16 protein-coding genes are annotated in these 18844 nt (G+C 55.0%); all 16 read right to left on the minus strand.

Annotation, left to right across the window (positions count from 1 at the left end):
* Positions 1-2: 2 nt before the first annotated feature.
* Positions 3-788, minus strand: coding sequence for a type III pantothenate kinase (locus ACFFK0_RS27290; RefSeq protein ID WP_377473945.1), 786 nt, complete (start codon positions 786-788; stop codon positions 3-5).
* Positions 785-1657 carry a carboxylating nicotinate-nucleotide diphosphorylase gene (nadC, locus tag ACFFK0_RS27295; RefSeq protein WP_377473947.1) on the minus strand — a complete coding sequence of 291 codons (873 nt, stop codon included), beginning with the start codon at positions 1655-1657 and terminating at the stop codon, positions 785-787. The genes ACFFK0_RS27290 and nadC overlap by 4 nt, the downstream gene beginning before the upstream one ends.
* Positions 1650-3269, minus strand: coding sequence for an L-aspartate oxidase (gene nadB / locus ACFFK0_RS27300; RefSeq protein WP_377473948.1), 1620 nt, complete (start codon positions 3267-3269; stop codon positions 1650-1652). The genes nadC and nadB overlap by 8 nt, the downstream gene beginning before the upstream one ends.
* A gap of 68 nt (positions 3270-3337) precedes the next feature.
* Positions 3338-4276: a quinolinate synthase NadA gene (gene nadA, locus ACFFK0_RS27305; protein WP_377474082.1), complete on the minus strand. Its 939-nt coding sequence runs from the start codon at positions 4274-4276 to the stop codon at positions 3338-3340.
* A 456-nt stretch (positions 4277-4732) separates the two neighbouring features.
* Positions 4733-5359 (minus strand): hypothetical protein, encoded by a 627-nt coding sequence (locus ACFFK0_RS27310; RefSeq protein WP_377473950.1) that lies wholly within the window; start codon positions 5357-5359, stop codon positions 4733-4735.
* A gap of 238 nt (positions 5360-5597) precedes the next feature.
* Entirely contained in the window at positions 5598-7550 is a 1953-nt protein-coding gene (ftsH, locus tag ACFFK0_RS27315; protein ID WP_377473952.1) for an ATP-dependent zinc metalloprotease FtsH, read from the minus strand.
* Between the two features lie 50 nt (positions 7551-7600).
* Positions 7601-9625: a hypoxanthine phosphoribosyltransferase gene (hpt, locus tag ACFFK0_RS27320; protein ID WP_377473954.1), complete on the minus strand. Its 2025-nt coding sequence runs from the start codon at positions 9623-9625 to the stop codon at positions 7601-7603.
* Between the two features lie 32 nt (positions 9626-9657).
* Positions 9658-10578 (minus strand): protein kinase domain-containing protein, encoded by a 921-nt coding sequence (locus ACFFK0_RS27325; protein WP_377473957.1) that lies wholly within the window; start codon positions 10576-10578, stop codon positions 9658-9660.
* Entirely contained in the window at positions 10562-11317 is a 756-nt protein-coding gene (locus tag ACFFK0_RS27330; protein ID WP_377473959.1) for a vWA domain-containing protein, read from the minus strand. The genes ACFFK0_RS27325 and ACFFK0_RS27330 overlap by 17 nt, the downstream gene beginning before the upstream one ends.
* 74 nt (positions 11318-11391) lie before the next feature.
* On the minus strand, positions 11392-11982 hold the full coding sequence (locus ACFFK0_RS27335; protein WP_377473961.1) for a hypothetical protein: 591 nt from the start codon (positions 11980-11982) through the stop codon (positions 11392-11394).
* Complete coding sequence (locus ACFFK0_RS27340; protein ID WP_377473963.1) at positions 11972-13213, minus strand: ArnT family glycosyltransferase; 1242 nt, start codon at positions 13211-13213, stop codon at positions 11972-11974. The genes ACFFK0_RS27335 and ACFFK0_RS27340 overlap by 11 nt, the downstream gene beginning before the upstream one ends.
* A 539-nt stretch (positions 13214-13752) precedes the next feature.
* Positions 13753-16233, minus strand: coding sequence for a stage II sporulation protein E (spoIIE, locus tag ACFFK0_RS27345; protein ID WP_377473965.1), 2481 nt, complete (start codon positions 16231-16233; stop codon positions 13753-13755).
* 632 nt (positions 16234-16865) lie between these two features.
* Complete coding sequence (locus tag ACFFK0_RS27350; protein ID WP_377473967.1) at positions 16866-17402, minus strand: S1 domain-containing RNA-binding protein; 537 nt, start codon at positions 17400-17402, stop codon at positions 16866-16868.
* Positions 17403-17523: 121 nt separating this feature from the next.
* Entirely contained in the window at positions 17524-17853 is a 330-nt protein-coding gene (locus tag ACFFK0_RS27355; RefSeq protein WP_377473969.1) for an FtsB family cell division protein, read from the minus strand.
* A 34-nt stretch (positions 17854-17887) separates the two neighbouring features.
* Positions 17888-18478 carry a spore cortex biosynthesis protein YabQ gene (gene yabQ, locus ACFFK0_RS27360; protein WP_377473971.1) on the minus strand — a complete coding sequence of 197 codons (591 nt, stop codon included), beginning with the start codon at positions 18476-18478 and terminating at the stop codon, positions 17888-17890.
* On the minus strand, positions 18475-18756 hold the full coding sequence (yabP, locus tag ACFFK0_RS27365) for a sporulation protein YabP (RefSeq protein WP_377473973.1): 282 nt from the start codon (positions 18754-18756) through the stop codon (positions 18475-18477). Before yabP ends, yabQ begins: the two co-directional genes overlap by 4 nt.
* Positions 18757-18844 lie beyond the last annotated feature (88 nt).

Here is an 18844-nt window from a genome sequence, read left to right on the forward strand (position 1 = left end):
CGTTATTTTCCTCTCTCGGTATCCCTCGTATTTCGTTCATAGATGATGCGCAGTCCCTGCAGCGTGAGCATCGGGTTGACCGCATCAATCGCTTCGGATTCCCCGGCGATCAACTCCGCCAGCCCCCCTGTCGCGACTACGTACGGGTTCGTTCCATATTCGCGTTTAATGCGGCTGACAATCCCGTCCACCTGGCCGACATAACCGTAAATAATGCCCGCTTGCATCGCGGACACCGTATTCCGTCCCACCACGCTCTTCGGCTTGACCAGCTCAATTCGCGGCAGCTTTGCCGCTTTCTGATACAGCGCCTCCGTCGAGATGCCGATCCCGGGGGCAATCGCACACCCGAGCAGCTGCCCTTGCTCATCTAGATAATCATACGTAGTCGCCGTGCCGAAATCGACGACGATACAAGGCGCACCGTACAGCTCGAGTGCGGCTACCGCATTCACAATGCGGTCGGCTCCGACTTCGCGCGGCTGTTCGACGCGAATGTTCAGCCCCGTCTTCATCCCCGGCCCTACGATGAAAGGAGCCTTTCGAATATATTGTAAACAAAGGTTCTCGAGTACAAACATGAGCGGAGGAACAACCGAGGAGATCATAATCCCCTCGATATCGTCCGCCTTCAATCCTGCATGGTTGAATAACCCGTAAATCAGCATGCCGTACTCGTCAACGGTGGCCGACCGGTTGGTGGAGATGCGCCAATGATGCAATAACTGTTGTCCCTCATACACACCGAGGACAATGTTTGTATTGCCTACGTCGATAACGAGGATCAAGAGCCTGCAGCTCCCTTCCGCTCGTTCAGATCCAGACTAATATCCAGAGCCGCCACCGAGTAGGTCAGCCGTCCCACCGAAATGACGTCAACCCCGGTCTCCGCAATGCAGCGAATCGTTTCGAGCGTGACCGAACCGCTGGCTTCTATTACAATATGCGGAGCTTCCTGCCGCAAGACCGCCACCGCTTCTTTCATTAGACTTGTGGTCATATTATCGAGCATCACGATGTCGGGCCCGGCAGCAAGCGCTTCTTTCAGCTGAGCCATCGACTCCACCTCAATCTCGATCTTCATCGTATGAGGGATCGAGGCCCGGGCCGCGCGAATCGCCTGTGTAATACCGCCGGCGCCTTTGATGTGGTTATCCTTGATCATAACCGCGTCATACAAGCCGAAGCGATGGTTATGGCCGCCGCCGACGCGCACCGCATACTTCTCGAGAATGCGATGCCCCGGCGTCGTCTTGCGGGTATCGACCAGCCGCGTCGGCAGGCCGCCGAGCGCTTCGACGTACTGGCGCGTACGGGTGGCGATCCCCGACATCCGCTGCAGCAAATTGAGGGCAAGCCGTTCCCCCAGCATAATCGAGCGAGCGGAGCCTTCGACTTCCGCCAGCACCGTCCCCTTCGTTACCGCCTCGCCTTCCTGCACCTTCGCGGTAAAGCGAAGCTGCGGATCAACGACCTCAAAGACGGCCTCGGCAACCGGCAATCCGGCGACGAGCCCGTCCTCCTTTACGTGAATAATTCCTTTGGCCATAGCCGACGCCGGAATCGTCGTCAACGTCGTCACATCGCCGGTTCCGATATCTTCTTCCAGCCACAGCTCAATGCTGCGGCGCAGCCGTTCACGATTCAGCTCAAGCATCTTGAATGCTCTCCTCCAACTGTCCTTCCGGGGATAAGCGGAACACAACGTGCTTGATCCACCGCTCGTCGTCCCGCATCGGGAAGTCCGCGCGGTAATGTCCGCCCCGGCTCTCTTCTCGCCGCAAAGCGGCCTTAGTAGTAAGCATAGCACAAGTCAGCAAATTGGCAAATTCATACTCTTCCCGTTTGGTCAGATGGTATTCGAAGAACGACATCTGCCGTTTCAGCTCTTCCAATCCGTGCAGCAAGCTTTTCTGTTCCCGTTTCAGTCCGACCTCGCGCAGCATGACCTTCTGAAGCTTCAGCCTCTTCTCGACGACCGCCTGCTGAGGGGCTTCGCTTCGATGCGCCGCCACGTTCAGCCGCTCTCCAGCAGCGCCCAGCTCGGGAAGACCGGCGATGCGCTCCAGAATGCGCCGCCCGAATACGATCGCTTCCGATAGCGAGTTACTGGCGAGGCGGTTCGCTCCGTGCACACCGGTGGACGACACTTCGCCGCAGGCAAACAACCGCTTTACAGCGGTTTCTCCGTGCAAATCCGTCTTCACGCCGCCCATCATATAGTGCGCCGCCGGAGCTACCGGGATCCAATCCGTCGACAAATCCAAGCCGTATTGCAAACAATATTCGTAAATGGTCGGAAAACGATGCTTCACCAGCTCTTCCGACTCGTGAGTTATATCGATATAGACGAAGGTGGATTTGGTCGCTTCCATTTCGCTGACGATCGCTCTCGCCACGACGTCCCGCGGAGCCAGCTCGAGCTGCTCGTGATACCGCTCCATAAACCTTTCGCCGTTAATGTTGCGCAGGAACGCTCCTTCACCGCGAACCGCCTCCGAGATGAGAAAGCGCGGCGCGCCCGGATAGCACAAGGCCGTCGGGTGGAACTGGATGAACTCTACATCCCGGATTTCCGCCCCCGCCCTTAATGCGATCGCGATTCCGTCGCCGGTAGCAATATCCGGATTCGTCGTATACCTGTACAGCTGCCCCGCACCGCCGGAGCAGAGAATCGTCGCATCGGCTTCCACGATAACGCGCTGGCCGTCCGGCCGCTGTACGAGCGCACCGCGGCATTCCCCGTTCTCCGTCAGCAGATCGATGACATAATGGTCGTCCCATAGCTCAATATTAGGATCGCTCTTCGTCCGTTCGGAAAGCGAGCGTACGATCTCCGCCCCGGTAGCATCCCCTTGCGCGTGGAGAATGCGGCGGTGGCTGTGCGCCCCTTCCTTCGTCAACGCCAGCTCCCCATTCTCCTCATCGAACACCGTACCCATACGAATCAAATCGTGCACGCCTTCCGGTCCTTCATGAACGAGCACGTTGACCGCCGCCTCGTCGCATAAACCGGCCCCGGCTATGAGCGTATCGTTTCGATGATATTCCGGCGAATCCTCATCGGAAATCACAGCCGCAATGCCGCCTTGGGCATAGCGGGTATTGCTGTCGAGCAGCGATTTTTTCGTGATCATCAAGACCCGCTTTGTCTCGCTGGCTTTAATCGCCGTAAACAAGCCGGCAATCCCCGCACCGATCACAATAACGCCGGTTCGAACCCTGGGCAGCTGCTCCGTATCAAAATCTACCAAATATCGCGGGAACACCGCCCATCACCTCATCAGAGTACACGGAATACGCCGTCCGCAAGGACGGCGCTAGGAATCCGGAACTGTTATTTAACCAGCAGCATTCTTTCGAGGGACAGCCGCGCCTTATCCGCTACGTCCTCGGGGACGTAAATTTCCGGCTGCATCGTCTCCAGGCAGCGCGCTACCTTCTTCAGATTGTTCACTTTCATATTCGGGCAAACCAAGTATTTCGTGGCAAAATGGAACTTCTTCTCCGGCGAGTCCTTCCGGAGCTGATACCCTGTGCCGTCTTCGGTACCAACGATAAACTCCTGGCAGTCCGATTCTTTGCAGTACTTAATGATGGCGGTCGTACTGCCGACGAAGTCGCCCAGCTTCACAACCTCGGGACGGCATTCCGGATGGACGACGAACTGCGCATTCGGATGGGCGGCCCGCATTTCCTCGACATCCTTCACCGTCAGCATGTCATGCGTATTGCAGTACCCTTCCCAGATGATCATCTTTTTATTTGTGAATTTTGATACATAGTCGCCCAAATTTTTATCCGGCACCCAGATAATCTCATCCGAGTCAACGGAATTGACCACCTTCACGGCATTCGCCGACGTACAGCAAATATCGGTTTCCGCCTTAATATCGGCCGATGTGTTGATGTACGCCACGACCTTCGCGTTCGGATGCTGGCGCTTGAGCGCACGCAGTCCCTCTACATTGACCATATCCGCCATCGGGCAGCCGGCACGCTCGTCCGGAATGATGACCTTCTTGTTCGGAGCAAGAATCTTCGCACTCTCTCCCATGAAATGAACCCCGCAAAATACGATGACGTCCGCATCGGTCTGCGCCGCCTTCTGGGCAAGCAGGAAAGAATCACCGCGGAAATCGGCAATCTCTTGAATCTCGTCACGCTGATAATAATGAGCTAAAATAATGGCGTTTCTTTCTTTCTTTAGCTGGGCGATGCGCTCCTTAAGCTCGCGGTTTTGCTCCGCCTTACGCTCTTGCGCCAGCGCCTCCATTGTAGCCGCCATGCCGCTTCCCCCTCCTGTGGGTCACTCCTATTGGTAGTATCACCGCTGCCTATATTCATATGAAGTCAAATATTGAAAAGTTTACACCTACTTTACACTTCTAAGGGTAGTGTGTCAATGAGCAAATTCCCCGTAAAAACAGCAAAAAACCGGTGTGCTCGATAGCGCACGCCGGTTTGTGAATCGGGTCACATACTCTCGGTTTTCTTCGTATTCTAGGGAGGTTGGCCTTGGATGTTGATCTTCAGGTCGCCCTCGATATCAACTTCTAGTAAGATATCTCTAAAGAATATGGTGCGGAATTATAGGCACGTACTACCACCGTATATGTTCCAGTTTGAAAATTTGGAATCGATATTTCGTCTTGTGGGGGCCGATCTCCGCGCACACTCACATCTAAAGGAGAATCAGTGGATGGTGATTGCCCAAGTATTCTGTGCCCTGTTAATGTATTCTCGAAGGCGTCGAAGGGACACTATAAAAATTAATTTCTTCAATTGCATCTAATTTACTAAAGTCATTTTTGGTAAAGCTCATTTCGTAATTAAATTTTGATCCCGCACCAACTTCCGCCCGTTTCCCTAATAACTTTTCTAGCTTGTTTTGAAAAACATCCTCAGATGCAGTTTCATAAATCCTGATTGCAATTGGAAACAGTTCAGAATCGCTTCTATTTTTGTACTCTTCTTTTAGTAAAGATAAATCTTTGCTTCTCGTTATTGCGTTATTTGAAGGAGCACTATAAAAAACAATCTCTCCAATTGTATCCAACTTTTTCAAATCGCTTTTAGTAACGTTCATCGTGTAGTTATATATTGATCCAGCTCTTTTCTCCGCCCGTCTTCCTAATAACTTTACCAGCATATTTTGAAACACATCCTCAGATGCGTCTTCATAAATCGTAATTACAATTGGAAACAGTTCAGAATCACTACTGTTTTTGTAGCTTTCATTAAGTGAAGATACATCTTTGCTTAAATTGGCAGAACCAGTTATAGAGCGAGTGGGTACAACAAGATTAACGATCAGAATGACAACTGTTATCGCACCGAGAATCACCCGAAGTGCCAATAAAACCCCCCCCCCTAAAACGTTAGAAATATATAATCCTCATCTGCTCCTTATTTCTAAAATTAAGACGATGAATAACCGTTGGAAGTTGCAGGGAAACTATTTCATTATTTGTTATCGCAATAAGATGGTCATCGCTTTTCGAGAGCAAACAAGCATTTACCGGCACGACATCAGAGAACTTCTATAAAAAAATAAATCCGGCGCACTTTACGCACGCCGGATTGTCAATCACTTATTATTCGGTTTTCTCCGGATCCTTCGGAGTCTGGCCTTGGATGTTGATCTTCAGGTCGCCTTCGCTGATCGTCAAGGAATCGGCCGTCGGTCCTTCTCCATTACCGCTGGCTTCCGTCTTCCCGTCGATCGAGCCCGTCTCGAGGAGTGCGATGATCTCATCCTTGTCGAGCGTCTCTTTCTCCAGGAGCGTCTTGGCAAGCAGGTGGATTTGGTCCGCATGCTTCGAGAGAATTTCTTTCGCCCGTGCATAGCAATCGCGAATCATTCTCTGCATTTCCTGGTCGATCTCATAGGCGATCGCGTCGGAATAGTTCTGCTCGTGACCGATATCGCGGCCGAGGAACACCTGCCCCTGCGACGTACCGAACTGCATCGGTCCGAGCTTGTCGCTCATGCCGAATTCCGTAATCATGCGGCGGACGATGTCCGTTGCCTTCTGGAAGTCGCTGTATGCGCCGGTGGCGATCTCGCCGATGAACAGCTCCTCCGACACACGGCCGGCAAGCAGTCCCGTAACCTTGTCAAGCAGCTCGCTCTTCGTCTGCATCATCTTGTCTTCGCCTTCTTTAGGCAGCATCATGACGTAGCCGCCTGCGCGGCCGCGCGGTACGATCGTCACCTTGTGCACCATATCGGCGTTCTCGACATGGTAGCCGACAATCGCATGACCCGCTTCATGATAAGCGACCGTGCGCTTCTCGCGCTCAGAAATAATGCGGCTCTTCTTCTGCGTACCGACAATAACGCGGTCGAACGCTTCTTCGATCTCCTCCATGGAGATATCGCGGCGGTTGCGGCGGGCTGCAATGAGAGCCGCTTCATTCAGCAGGTTCTCCAGATCCGCACCGGTAAAGCCTGTCGTATAGCGAGCAAGCGAGTCAAGCTTCACGTCCTTCGCCAGCGGCTTGTTGCGCGCATGGACCTTCAGTACCGCTTCGCGGCCCTTTACGTCTGGGCGGTCGACCGTAATTTGACGGTCGAAACGGCCCGGACGGAGCAGCGCCGGATCGAGAATGTCCGGACGGTTTGTTGCGGCGATGATAATAATGCCTTCGTTGGCTCCGAAGCCGTCCATCTCGACGAGGAGCTGATTGAGCGTCTGCTCCCGCTCGTCGTGACCGCCGCCAAGGCCTGCGCCCCGCTGACGGCCGACGGCGTCGATCTCATCGATGAAGATGATACAAGGCGAATTCTTCTTCGCGTTCTCGAACAGGTCGCGTACACGGGATGCGCCGACACCGACGAACATCTCCACGAAATCCGAGCCCGAGATGGAGAAGAACGGTACACCCGCTTCGCCGGCAACCGCCCGCGCCAGCAAGGTTTTACCTGTACCCGGAGGGCCGTTCAGCAATACGCCCTTCGGAATGCGGGCGCCGACTGCCGAAAATTTGCGCGGATCCTTCAAGAACTCGACGACCTCGACAAGCTCCTGCTTCTCCTCGTCGGCTCCGGCCACGTCCTCGAACGTAACCCGCTTCTTCTCTTCATTATATAAGCGCGCACGGCTCTTGCCGAAGTTCATCACTTTGCCGCCGCCGCCCTGCGCTTGATTCATCAGGAAGAAAAACAGGATGAAGATGATCACGAACGGAATAATCGAGGTCAGGAACGAAATCCAGATGCTGTCCCCGTCCATCTTCAAATATTCTTCCACGACCTCCGGATGGTTCTCAATCGCGGCGATCGTGCGCTCCTCGGCAGGACCGCGGGTAAAGAAGTTTTTCTTCTCGGGAGATTCCGGCGTCTTGTACTTTCCGTTGATCAAATAGGTGTAGCCGTCGAACTTGATGCTGACCGAGTCTACGTTCTGCTTATCCAGCTCCTTCAAGAACTGGTCGTAGGAAATTTGCACCTTCTGCTCGTTCTGCTGACTGATAAAATGGACGATACCGACCGTTACCAAGAAGATGAGCAAATAAAATCCGGTGTTCCGGATGATCCGATTCATCTCCCTACCTCCTCTCGAGACAACAATTCATAAGTTGAATACGTATTGCTTTACTTCGTATAAATCTCCGGCTTCAGGATGCCGACGAAAGGAAGGTTGCGGTACTTCTCTGCGTAATCCAGACCGTAACCGACAACGAAAGCGTCGGGAATCTCAAATCCTCTATAGTCCGGCTCCAGCTCGACGGTACGGCGAGCCGGTTTATCGAACAACGCGACAACCGAAATGGACAGCGCGTTGCGTCTTTCCAGCACATCGATTAAATAGCTGAGCGTCAGCCCGCTGTCAATAATGTCTTCGACAATAATGATGTCACGGCCTTGTACCGGTACATCGAGGTCCTTTATGATTTTGACTACTCCGGACGACTTGGTTGCCGCTCCGTAGCTGGAAACCGCCATGAAGTCCAGCTCGATCGGCACGGTAATGCGTTTCACCAAATCCGCCATAAAAATAAATGCGCCCTTCAGCACGCAGATGACCAGCGGATTGCGGCCTTCGTATTCGCGTGACAGCGTTTCGCCGAGCTCTTTGATCTTATTTTGAATCGTTTCTTCGCTGTAGAGTACTTCTTGAATGTCTTGAAGCAAGGAAGGCCCTCCTAATGTAAAGTATGAAGACGCAGGCTCGGGCATGCGATGCAGCGTCATTCGAACAAGATGAACGGAAGCCGAATTTACGGCGGCGACGTCGGACCGCTTGACTCCGGGGATCCACAGGATTCGCCCGGCGGCATCGGTGACGATAGGCAGCCTGTCGCGCGTACTTTGCGGTACTTTCTCGTCAATGAAGATATCTTTTACCTTTTTGGAGCCGTTTAATCCAATAGGGCGCATCCGGTCCCCGCTCCGGCGCGAACGTACGGTCAGCGGAAACTCCAGCAAATCCCCATCGAAAATCGCACTGTTCTCCGTCTCCCTGGGCGTCGTCACCGAACCGGTCGTGCCTTCCGCCGCGGGCCGCTCGAAACGCAGCTCGGCGTGAAGCTCCGGCAGGGGCAAGCGCTCCGTACCTTCTCTCCATATATATTCGAAGGTCGGCGGCGATGGAGACAACGGGCTCTGCACGGCGAAACGAATGCGGTCGTACTCCCGCCGAAGCCGGCAGCCGGCGCCGAGGTCGAGCGCCAGATGAGGCGTTCCTTCCTGCAGCATAGCGAGTCTCGCCCGCTCCAATATGGGGAATTCGACCAAGTCCCCGGAAATAAGATAACTTAATATTAGTTTAACGAGACGCCTTTGTAAAGCAACGGGGAGCCCGGCGAAAGCTCTCCGGTCCAGCTCGCAGCTCCGTCCCGCCCCTGTGTCCTCCATGCCCGTTCGAACGATCCTCGCGAAGGCCTCGCGGGCTTGCTCGGCGATATAGGCGTCTTCATCCGCCGCCGTTTCGGCCAGCCGGTTAAGCGCTTCCGAAAGCTGTGGGTTCACCATTCGGAGATACGGTATCACGTCCAGACGAATGCGGTTGCGCGAATATTTCAAGGAGCTGTTGGAGCTGTCCTGCACATAAGGGAGATTATTCGCTTCAATGTAGCTCAAAATCTCTGACTTGTATATACGCAGGAACGGTCTTATAAGTTCCACTTTTTTTTCGGTGCGCCGTTCCGGGATGCCGGCTAGTCCCGACATGCTCGTTCCGCGCAGCACTCGCATCAGCACGGTCTCCGCCTGATCGTCGGCATGATGGGCGAGCGCCAGCTTCTCCGCGCCCCACCGCTGCGCCGTTTCCAGCAAAAATTCATAGCGCCGCTCCCTCGCCGCCGCCTGCGCGTTATCGCCGCTCGCCGCCAGCTCCGCCGGCATATCCAGCTTCGCCACCGCGCACGGAAGGCCGAGCTGCGCGGCCATCCGCTCGACGAAATCGGCTTCCGACGCCGATTCCGCACCGCGGAAGCCATGATCCACATGGGCGACGATGAGTTGCCACGCCCACTCCGGCTTCTGCGATAACGCAAAAAGGACATGCAGAAGCGCCACCGAATCGGGCCCCCCCGATACGGCGACGACCATCGCATCTCCTTGCCGAAGCAAGCCGGCGGCGCGAATACGCCTCTCCGTCCGTCGTATCAAATTCATGTTCGTATCCTTTCTATTAATAACGGCTCCGTTTACCGAAGCCAAAAATAACAAACGGTAGCAATACATAAAGCAAGCGACGCTGTGAACATCACCTTCAGCCACGGCGCAGCGATGCCCGGATCCCTTCGCGTTTGGATTCGGCGGTCCAGGACGAGCTTGCGCCACATGTCCGCCGCTTCTTGCGAATCGGCAAAGGTGCCCTCCAGCGCTTTCTTGAACCAATCGTACAAGGGACTTAAGCGGGGATTCTCCTTAACAAGCGCCAGCAGCAGCTCGGCGCTTCGGTTCTGCGGCAGCATCTGCTGAAACTTATTGAATTGCAGCTTCTGGTCGACTGCGATCAGCAGCAGCACGGCTAAGGAGAACAAATCGTACGTATCTTCCGCAACGCGGTCACCGGCGTTCCAGGCGCCGCGATCGTACAGCTCCGTGAACTGCTTGACCGAACGCCCCTTCTCGGACATGCCGCCGAAATCGATCAGCTCGACTTGCGCATAGCCGTACACCAATACATTTTCCAGCTTCATATCGCCGTAAATAAATCCGCGCTTGTGCAGCTCCCGCAGCCGGTCCAGCAGGTTCAGGCCGATGACATACAGCCAATCCCGGCCGCGCCGCTTCAAATATTCGCGGATGGTCACGCCGGGAATGTATTTCATGACGAAGAACGGGACGCGCTTCCCGTCCAGCTCAAGGTCGTCGGATTCCAGAAAGTAGCCTCGGAACATAGAGGATGTTTTGGACAATGACAAAAGAGCATTGACCTCCATCTGCAAATCGAGAGAGTCAAAGCCCATTTTGAGTGCGTAAGTGTTGCTGCCGCGGCGTACCAAATACACTCGGCCGTTGGCGCCCTCGCCAAGCAGCCTTACGATGCGGTATATGCCGCCGCGCCATTTCCCCTTCACGATCGTACCGGGGGCGATGCTTATGTTAGACCACGTAGTCACTAAGGTATCCGTCCTTGGCCGCAATCGCGTGAAGGCCCCCCTGCTCCGATTCATAGCCGGCCTGTTGTACCTGACCGGTCATATATCCGATAACGTGCTGCATAGCAGGGCCAGTCGGGGTTGTCCCCCTCATGTTTATTTTATAGAACATTTTTGCAATTTGCGCAAGGTTTGTCGTCCAGCCTGTATCCATTTCTATCTCGCTGCCGGATGCTGTTCCGGGAAAATGAAACACGGCCACGCGGCTCTCCCCGGTCCGCGATTTCAAGCTGAGCATCAAGTCCCGGATCGCTTCGCGCACGGCGTTCAGCTTCGGCTTCATGCTCGCGCTGGCGTCGACAAGCAAGGCGATGTCCAGCTCGGACGTTTCGCTAAGCTCGTCGATGACATGAACGACCTGCGCGCGCTTGTCCGGCGGCAGCATACCGAGCTCCCCGCCTTCGCCGAGAATCTGCTGAAGCTCCTTGTTTACGGCTTGCTGTATCGTATGAGCGACAGTTTTGCGGGTCATCATCTGCACGGTTTGCGCCAGCTGGGCCGGCTGAACGATCCGGCTCATGCCGCCCCCCGCTTCCGCAATTTCCCGAATTTCTTCCGTGCCGAGTACGCCCAGCTCGCCTCGGTCGATCACACCGATCACGTTCACCGTAATACCTTCCGCTTTCGCATGCGCCGCCGCGATGACCGGGCTTACTCCGACGTTGGAGCAGCCGTCTGTGATGACGATAATTTGTTTCATAATAATCCGCCTCCCGTACTGTCATGCTCTAGCATTCTACTAGCAGTATGGACGGATTTGGAAGAGTTTAAACGTCAGGATTCCAGCTTGACCGCTTTCGTCCAGGAGACGTCGCGCCCCCATTTTCGTTCCCGGTGAATGTAGATGGCGTAGGCCTCCTGCTTAGCTGCGGGTTGAACCGCCGCATTCGGATGCGGCTTCAGCAGCGCCTGCGCCGTGTAGCTGCCACGGGCTCCGGTGTACTGCATGAACGGCTCGGCGAGCTCGCCGGCAGTAACGGAGACGCCGATCTGCTGCAGCATCGTTTGCACTTCTTGGGTTAGAGCTGCTGCGTCCGATGCGGCCGGCTTCAATACGTCAGACTGCGGCTCTTCCAGGACCCGGGTCTGTGTCGATTGTGTGCCGGGAACATAGATGTACCAGCTATCGATGCCGGCGGGTGATGTTGTACCTGCGCTAAGGCGGTTCACCGTGAGCTCCGCGACCTGCGTTTCCCCGTTCAGCGGCTTTACATCCGGAACGGAAGCTATCGGCGCGAGTTTGCCCCGCAAGCTCACGTCATCCGGGGATACGCTCGGCTCCAGCCGAAGCCAGAGCAGCCAGACCGAGATGAGAACGGCTGTGAGGATGGCGATGATCGTGGTACGAACCATTTTAGCTGACATGGGGATGAACCTCCTCCTTTGTTGCAACAGTCGGCTTCTCGCCGAGAATGACCGCCGCCGAAAACAAAGACAGCAGCGGAATGAACGGGATGGCGTAACGGGAATGCGTCAAATAAATCATATACAGCGCCGTCATCATGCCCAGTAAGGACAGCAGAAGCTGGACTTCCTTGCGCTTGCGCAAGCGCCACAGCCCGATCGCTCCCGGAATGACAATTGCATAATGATACAGGATCGGGACGGAAAGCGGAAGGCCGGCCAGGCTGATCCAATAATACACGTCTCCCCATAGATATAGGAACTTGCCTACGGTATACCATGCCGTATACAGCAGCGGCTGCGTACGGAAGCCGTCCTTGATGCGCTGTTTCGCCCATTCGCTGTCGAAGCGGTCGTTCGCGCGCAGGTCCGTCGAGGGATGCCAGCTGCGCTGTTCCTCGAGCGTAGGCGGAATGAACGGAAACGTGCCGAGCAGCAGCGGATTGCCTCCGGCCTGGGTAAGCGGCACGAACGTTCCTGACACGTGGTAGTTGCGCACCCACCACGGCGTAAGCGAAACGAGAACGATGACGCCGGCTACGACGGCTGAGAGAACGATCGTGCGCCGCCGGCTTCGCGTGTGCTGCCACAGCAAGAGCAGCAGAAACATGAGCCCCGGCCACGGCGCGATCGTCGGCCTGACATAAATCGCTGCGGCCCAGGCTATGCCGAAGAGGATGGCCGTCTGAAGACGGGGCTTGTCATACAGCCGGAGCATCAGCTCGGTCAGGATCAGAATGAGGGGCAGGAACAGCGCCTCCGTAAGCAGCAGATTGGCCACCAGGTTCAGCGAAGGCGAGAATGCGCATAACGCCACTGCGCCAAGAGCCGCCCTCTGCCCGACAAGCCGCAGACCGATCCGATGCAGGATGAGCAGCGATGCGGTGAATATAGCCGCCTGCACCAGCCGGACCGCGTTGGGGTACCAGGACGTATCGCCCAAGATGGCCATCATGGCGGCGAGAAAGGCTGGATACCCCGGTGTGATGAACAGCGTCGGCTGCGTCGGGTCGTTGTAGGTAAACATGCCGGTTTGCAGCCAAATTCGGGCGGTTCGTATGTATTGTACGTCGTCGGATTGCAAGCTGTAGTGCGAGCCTTCTAGGAGAATGATGACGGCCTTCAGAAGGAATGAGCTCCAAAGCAAAGCTGCCAGCGGATGCTGCTTGCCAATGGGGATCCAGCGTGACATGTCGTGCGGTTTCCTTTCCTTTCATTGCAAATCCCGTAGCCGTAGCATAACACGTTTGAAGTGGCGTGTGCATCTGTCAGGGGGGGAGAGGGTTGAGTTAGATTGGGGTGTGCGTTGGATTGGGGGATGGCGTAGCGGTGAGGGGGAGTTAGGCTGTGCGCTGAATTGGGGGGGATGGCGTTGGGGTTAGGGGTAGGACGGGTGCTGGGAGTTAGCGGCAAACGACAAGGGGCCCCACATTGTATTCAAGACGAAGGCCGGCAAAATATAACGGATTCTCAGGGCGTAAATGGGAGTGAATTCGCAGCTACAATAGATTTAGCGGATTTTCAAGGCGTTATCGGCGACGGAAATCGGAAAAAGCCCCCGTTTTTGCTCAACCGATTTATTTTTGCGCCCTCAAAAGTCGTTATTTTGTTGCAGACGAGGGATTCGATAGAAATAACGCCTCGAAAGTCGCCTATTAAATTCGCACCAACTACATCAGGACCCGCAGCCCCACCAAGCTGCGAGTCCCCACCACAGACCTACTATGGTAATTAACTCACCGTCCGCGGACGCTCGATCCGCTGCATCCCCGGCCAGCGGAACGTTGCCCATTCCGGCTGATACTTGTCGATACGCGCCACAACGACCGTCATGTCGTCCATAATATCGCCCTGCTGATAGCGGACAATGCGCTCCAGCAGCATATCCGCATAGTCCTGCGGGGATTCGGCGTCGATCTCCAGCACCATCCGTTTCATCCACATTTCCTTGTTCACCGCAATGCCCGGCGCATCGTAAATCCCGTCGGTCATCATCACCAGCGTATCCCCAGGCTGAAGCTGCAGCGTCACCAGGTCGACGTCCAGATCCTGCACGATCCCGACCGGCAAATTATTCGCCGAAATGACCAGCACTTCGTCGCCGCGTTTAATGAAGCTAGGCGTCGATCCGATTTTCAGAAACGTCGTCTTGGCATTGTACTGATCGATCAGAGCAAGATCCACCGTTGCGAACACCTCGTCCGTCGAGCGCAGCATCAGCACCGAATTGACCGATTTAATCGCCAGACGTTCGTCCATCCCCGACTGCAGCAGCTGCTGCAGAATCGACAGCGCCGCCTGGCTTTCCGCCCGGGCCCGCTCGCCGTTGCCCATGCCGTCGCTTAATGCAACCGCGAACTTCCCATTCCCTAACTCCACCGTTGAAAATGAATCCCCCGACAGCAAGTCGCCCCCTTTCGCCGCACCGGCCACACCGGTTTCGATCTCGTACTCCTTCGCCGACGCGAACACGACCGTGCTGTAGCCGTCGCCTTTCGTATGCCGCTCTTCCCGTTTGACTGCGATATGTTCGCCGAGAATCTCGGACAGCATGGGAGCAATGATCTTGCGGCATTCATCGAAGCCTTTGGTATATTGATGGATGATCTCGATCTCAACGTTGCCCTCATCCAGCGAAATAATATCGATCGAGTTAATGGACAGCCCGAGCTCCTCCAGCGTGGAACGAATCTGCTCCTCCTGGTGGAACAGCTCCTGTCCTTCCCGTTTGATCTCCTTGGCCAAATCCTCCATTACCTGCGATACGCCCGACAGCTGATCGGCGACCAGCTCGCGGCTGTCGATGATTTGTTTTTTCCAGTGCTGGTCGTTCTTGTACTGTGCATACTGCTGCTTCATGACGTCGAGCACCTGCTCGCTCTTCACGCACATTTTTTTCCATTCGGGCGAAATATCCCGCTTGCTCATCGCACCACCCGCCGCACCGCTGCTGTCACGAACCTCGATTTCGGTCATCATATCCGTCATATACTTATAGGTTTGATAAAATTTCTCGTCCCAGCACTGCCTATGCTTCCAGCACGATTCACAGGTTTTGGCGGCTACGGCGTTCATGAAATGGCCGACCTCTTCTTCCCGCTGCACGGCTTCGCTGTTCACGGTCACCTGCTTGAACGAACGGGAGAGCTGGCGGAATACCTCCGAGAATTGCTCAACGCGGCTCGCGGTCAGGTCCCGCACCCGGCGTACGTAATCCTGCTGCGATTTCAAATTTTCCTGAGTGCCCGGCACATACTTGGCCAGAATCTGAATGACCGAGCGCGGAGTGAGCAGGAACAGGACGATCGCCGCGATGGATTCCCATGTGGACTGCAGTACATTCACGCCGCTCCCGATATAGAAGCTGAGAATGGAGGAGCCGACCAGAAGGCCGAAGCCGACCGCAGCCCGTTTCCCTTCCTTAAGCAAGCCCGCCAGCATGCCGGAGAAGGCGAGCAGACTCATTTGGTAAATGGCGTTCGCATTGGCCAGACTCAAGATAAGGCCCGTGATCACCCCGACCGAAGCCCCGAGCGGCGCCCCGCCTACGAGTGCGAACAGCAAAATCAAATAGCGCGACATCACATGCTCGATCGTAACCGGCCCGACCTGCCATCCGACCGTTCCGGTCATGACCGAGGCGAGCAGAATGATCAGACAGATGATTTCCTCATGCTTCAAATGGTAATTCTTCCTGGTTACCGTAAACACCGGCAGCGCCTGCACGAAAATCAGCGTTAACACGAAGCTCAGCACCGACTCGACCGCTACCATCGTAATGGCATACCACGTCAGCTCCGCGACGACCAGATTCGCGAACAGCTGGACGAGGAACGTTGTCATGAACACCATGACCGGCGCCAAGGAGATGTCGGAGCGTTCGAACTTCTCCACGCCTTTCTGGATAAGCAGAAACACGATGATTTCGGTGACGATCAGCCCGGTCTGCGGCTGCGCCGCGAACAAGCTTCCCAGAAACAGCCCCGCCCCGATCCAAGGCAGCAAGTCCCTTCGAACGAAATACATGACCGCAAAATATGCGACCGCAAACGGCGCCAGCTCCTCAAGGATCATCGCCCTCCCGAGCAGCACCGCCATGGCAATCAGCAGGAAAGCCCAACGGCGTGCAAGCAGCGCTTGGACGAAACGATTTTGGACTAAGAATTGAATCGCTCCCGCCCGGAGCTTGTCCGACGCTCCGGCTACATTCATTCTGAGTGAGATGCCACCATTTCGTTTTAGCATACGCTTACGAACACCACCTATTCTCGATTTCGGTTTCTCTATCATAGCGGGAATCTATCGGAAAGTTTGTCATAATGAGTTGGTAGATTCAAAATGATTTCCGACAAAAACGCAGGGTGTGCGAAACAGCGCGAACCTATAAGCGGAAAGCGGTCTGCGTATGCGTATGGGGGGCTCAGCGTCAAATGGCGTAGAGGATTGTTGGGCAGATGCGGCGGGAATGTGTCGAAGCGGGGACCCGGGGAACAAGCTTCGGATCGGTGGCGGGAATTCGGCCGTAGCTTCAGGCGCGATGTCGAATTGCAACTGGGAACTGTGCGCCGGGCCTCACCATCGAACCTCAGTCCGCATACTGCAGCCGCTTCTGTCTAAGAGGCGTTTTGCTCCAGCTAACGGTTCATGAGGTCAAAATACCCTAATCGAACTTCTAGCTTGACCTGATTCCCCCTTATTAACTAGCGAAATGGCCACCGGCTTCGCGGCTTACCGTCCCTTGCAGCGGAGCCCTCGCTTATTCACAGATATCGCCGTGCATAGCCACATAAAAAAACCGCAAGTGTGAGGTTACCCTCTCCACTTGCGGCTTTCGCATGTATAAGTTAGTCGCGTCTGGCGCCACGGCCGCCGCGTTTGCCTTCGGTATTCTTCTTCAGGGAAGAGATGCGCTCTTCGCTGTCTTTCAGGAAGCGAGACATCTTGTCTTCGAAACTCATCGATCTTGGTGGACCGCCACGATCTCCGCGACCGCCACCGCGTGGACCGCCGCCGCCTCGTGGGCCGCCGCCAAATCCGCCGCGATCTCCGCGCGGGCCTCCGCTTGCGCCGCCAAATCCGCCGCGATCTCCGCGTGGGCCTCCGCTTGCGCCGCCAAATCTTTCGGGACGAGCCGCTTCTGGGGGTCTTTCGATCGTCTGCTTGATGGACAGACCAATCTTGCCGTCCTTGTCGACGTTAATCACTTTCACCGTCACGATATCGTTCAGTTTCAGGTGATCGTTAACATCTTTGACATAGTTGTCGGCGATCTCCGAAATGTGGACGAGACCGGTGACTCCGCCTTCGAGTTCGACGAATGCCCCGAAGTGAGTAATTCCTGTCACCTTGCCCTCTAGCTTGCTGCCCACTTCAATTGCCATATAGGTACTTGTTCCTCCCTTAAAATGTTCAAAAAGACTTGGCTATGCCGATTATACCTGATTCGAGAGAATACGGTCAATACAAGCAACACAAATTGGGCTTGGGCGAGGGCGGGCAAAGTTATGGCATCGCTTTAGTTGCCGGGAACACCGTCTCTCCGGGCTTGTACCAATGCAGTTCGGTCCGAATCTTCTGCTCGATATATTCCTTATCGTTGAGCCGTTCAACTTCTCGCTTCGTCTGCTCGTTCGTCAGCTTGAGTTGTTGCAGCTGATCTTGCAGACCTTGCATCTCGGCCGTCTTCAAATTCAGCTTCGACCACTGGGCTACAAATGCCGGCAGCGCCCACGTCAAGAATACGACGACACAGAATAGAAGCATTCGTTTGCGGCGCTTGGCACCTTTATTCAGTTGTATGTTCGCCGGCATGGCGTTTGCGCGCACAGACATCAACAACGCAAGCCTCCTGTATCCGTATGTACTGTTAGAACCACCGACGCAGCCAGACCCACATACGCTCAAACCAACCGCCTATTCGAGCAAGCCACCTGGGCATCCGCAAATGCTGTTGCAGCGGCCGCCAAATAGGCCGAGTAAGCCAAATCAGCAGCTTCCAAAAAGGATACAGACATTGTAGCACAATTCGGTACAGGAAAATAGCCAAAGCCGCCAAGAACCCTAAAAATAGGATAAACAGCCTATACAAACCTATAATAGGCTTAACTACGACAGTTTCTACTGTCTTGACAAGGAAACGGAACAACGCTTTCACCGTGCGGATCAAATAATGCATGACCGAGATGACCGCTTTGCTCAGAGAAGTAAAATAGATGACTACCCCGATGAGCAGCCCGATAAAGACGAACAGCCGGACTTGTCCGTGATTGCTCCAGTATAAAATGCGGAATACGAGAATCGTCGCCAAGCTCCAATAGAGGAGGTCCGTCACCGGCTGCGTCCATCTTGGCACGCGCAGCTGGCCGGCAAGCACGCGGAAGCCGTCGAACAGAACGCCGAGAGCGAGGCCGCTGACGAACATCATCCATAGAGTCAGGAATTGAACATTCAGCGTCACTTAAACAGCTTGCCCAAGAATCCCTTGGACTTATCCGGGGAGTTTGCATCTACATATCCAAGCTCGTTCACATAACCCTCGATGGCGACGAGACCCTGGTCGAGGCTTAAGTTCTTGATATGCAGATTTTGCCCTTTAATCATGAGAAAGCCGCACTCCGTCTCCAGCAAAAACTCCTCGCTGTCAAAGCTTTCGACATTCAGGACACCGGAAATTTCAAGCAGCTTGCGGTTTAACATTTTGATTTCTTGGCGCTTGGGCGCTTTCGGTTCGATCATGACAAGCCCCTCCTTCTAGAACAAGCATATGGGGGTGCAGATCATTTTAGAACCGGTTCGCCCGCCGCCGGTATGGCAAACAAAAAGA

Source organism: Paenibacillus chartarius, assembly GCF_042432825.1.
Classification (GTDB): domain Bacteria; phylum Bacillota; class Bacilli; order Paenibacillales; family NBRC-103111; genus Gordoniibacillus; species Gordoniibacillus chartarius.

Bases quoted from the DNA above. Each gene is read 5' to 3' on its own strand.
- nadC (WP_377473947.1), bottom strand. From the start codon at position 1,657: ATGCTTGAGCTGAATCGTGAACGGCTGCGCCGCAGCATTGAGCTGTGG.
- nadA (WP_377474082.1), bottom strand. From the start codon at position 4,276: ATGGAGGCGCTGGCGCAAGAGCGTAAGGCGGAGCAAAACCGCGAGCTT.
- ftsH (WP_377473952.1), bottom strand. From the start codon at position 7,550: ATGAATCGGATCATCCGGAACACCGGATTTTATTTGCTCATCTTCTTG.
- hpt (WP_377473954.1), bottom strand. From the start codon at position 9,625: ATGAATTTGATACGACGGACGGAGAGGCGTATTCGCGCCGCCGGCTTG.
- ACFFK0_RS27330 (WP_377473959.1), bottom strand. From the start codon at position 11,317: ATGAAACAAATTATCGTCATCACAGACGGCTGCTCCAACGTCGGAGTA.
- ACFFK0_RS27335 (WP_377473961.1), bottom strand. From the start codon at position 11,982: ATGTCAGCTAAAATGGTTCGTACCACGATCATCGCCATCCTCACAGCC.
- ACFFK0_RS27340 (WP_377473963.1), bottom strand. From the start codon at position 13,213: ATGTCACGCTGGATCCCCATTGGCAAGCAGCATCCGCTGGCAGCTTTG.
- spoIIE (WP_377473965.1), bottom strand. From the start codon at position 16,233: ATGAATGTAGCCGGAGCGTCGGACAAGCTCCGGGCGGGAGCGATTCAA.
- ACFFK0_RS27350 (WP_377473967.1), bottom strand. From the start codon at position 17,402: ATGGCAATTGAAGTGGGCAGCAAGCTAGAGGGCAAGGTGACAGGAATT.
- ACFFK0_RS27355 (WP_377473969.1), bottom strand. From the start codon at position 17,853: ATGTCTGTGCGCGCAAACGCCATGCCGGCGAACATACAACTGAATAAA.
- yabP (WP_377473973.1), bottom strand. From the start codon at position 18,756: ATGATCGAACCGAAAGCGCCCAAGCGCCAAGAAATCAAAATGTTAAAC.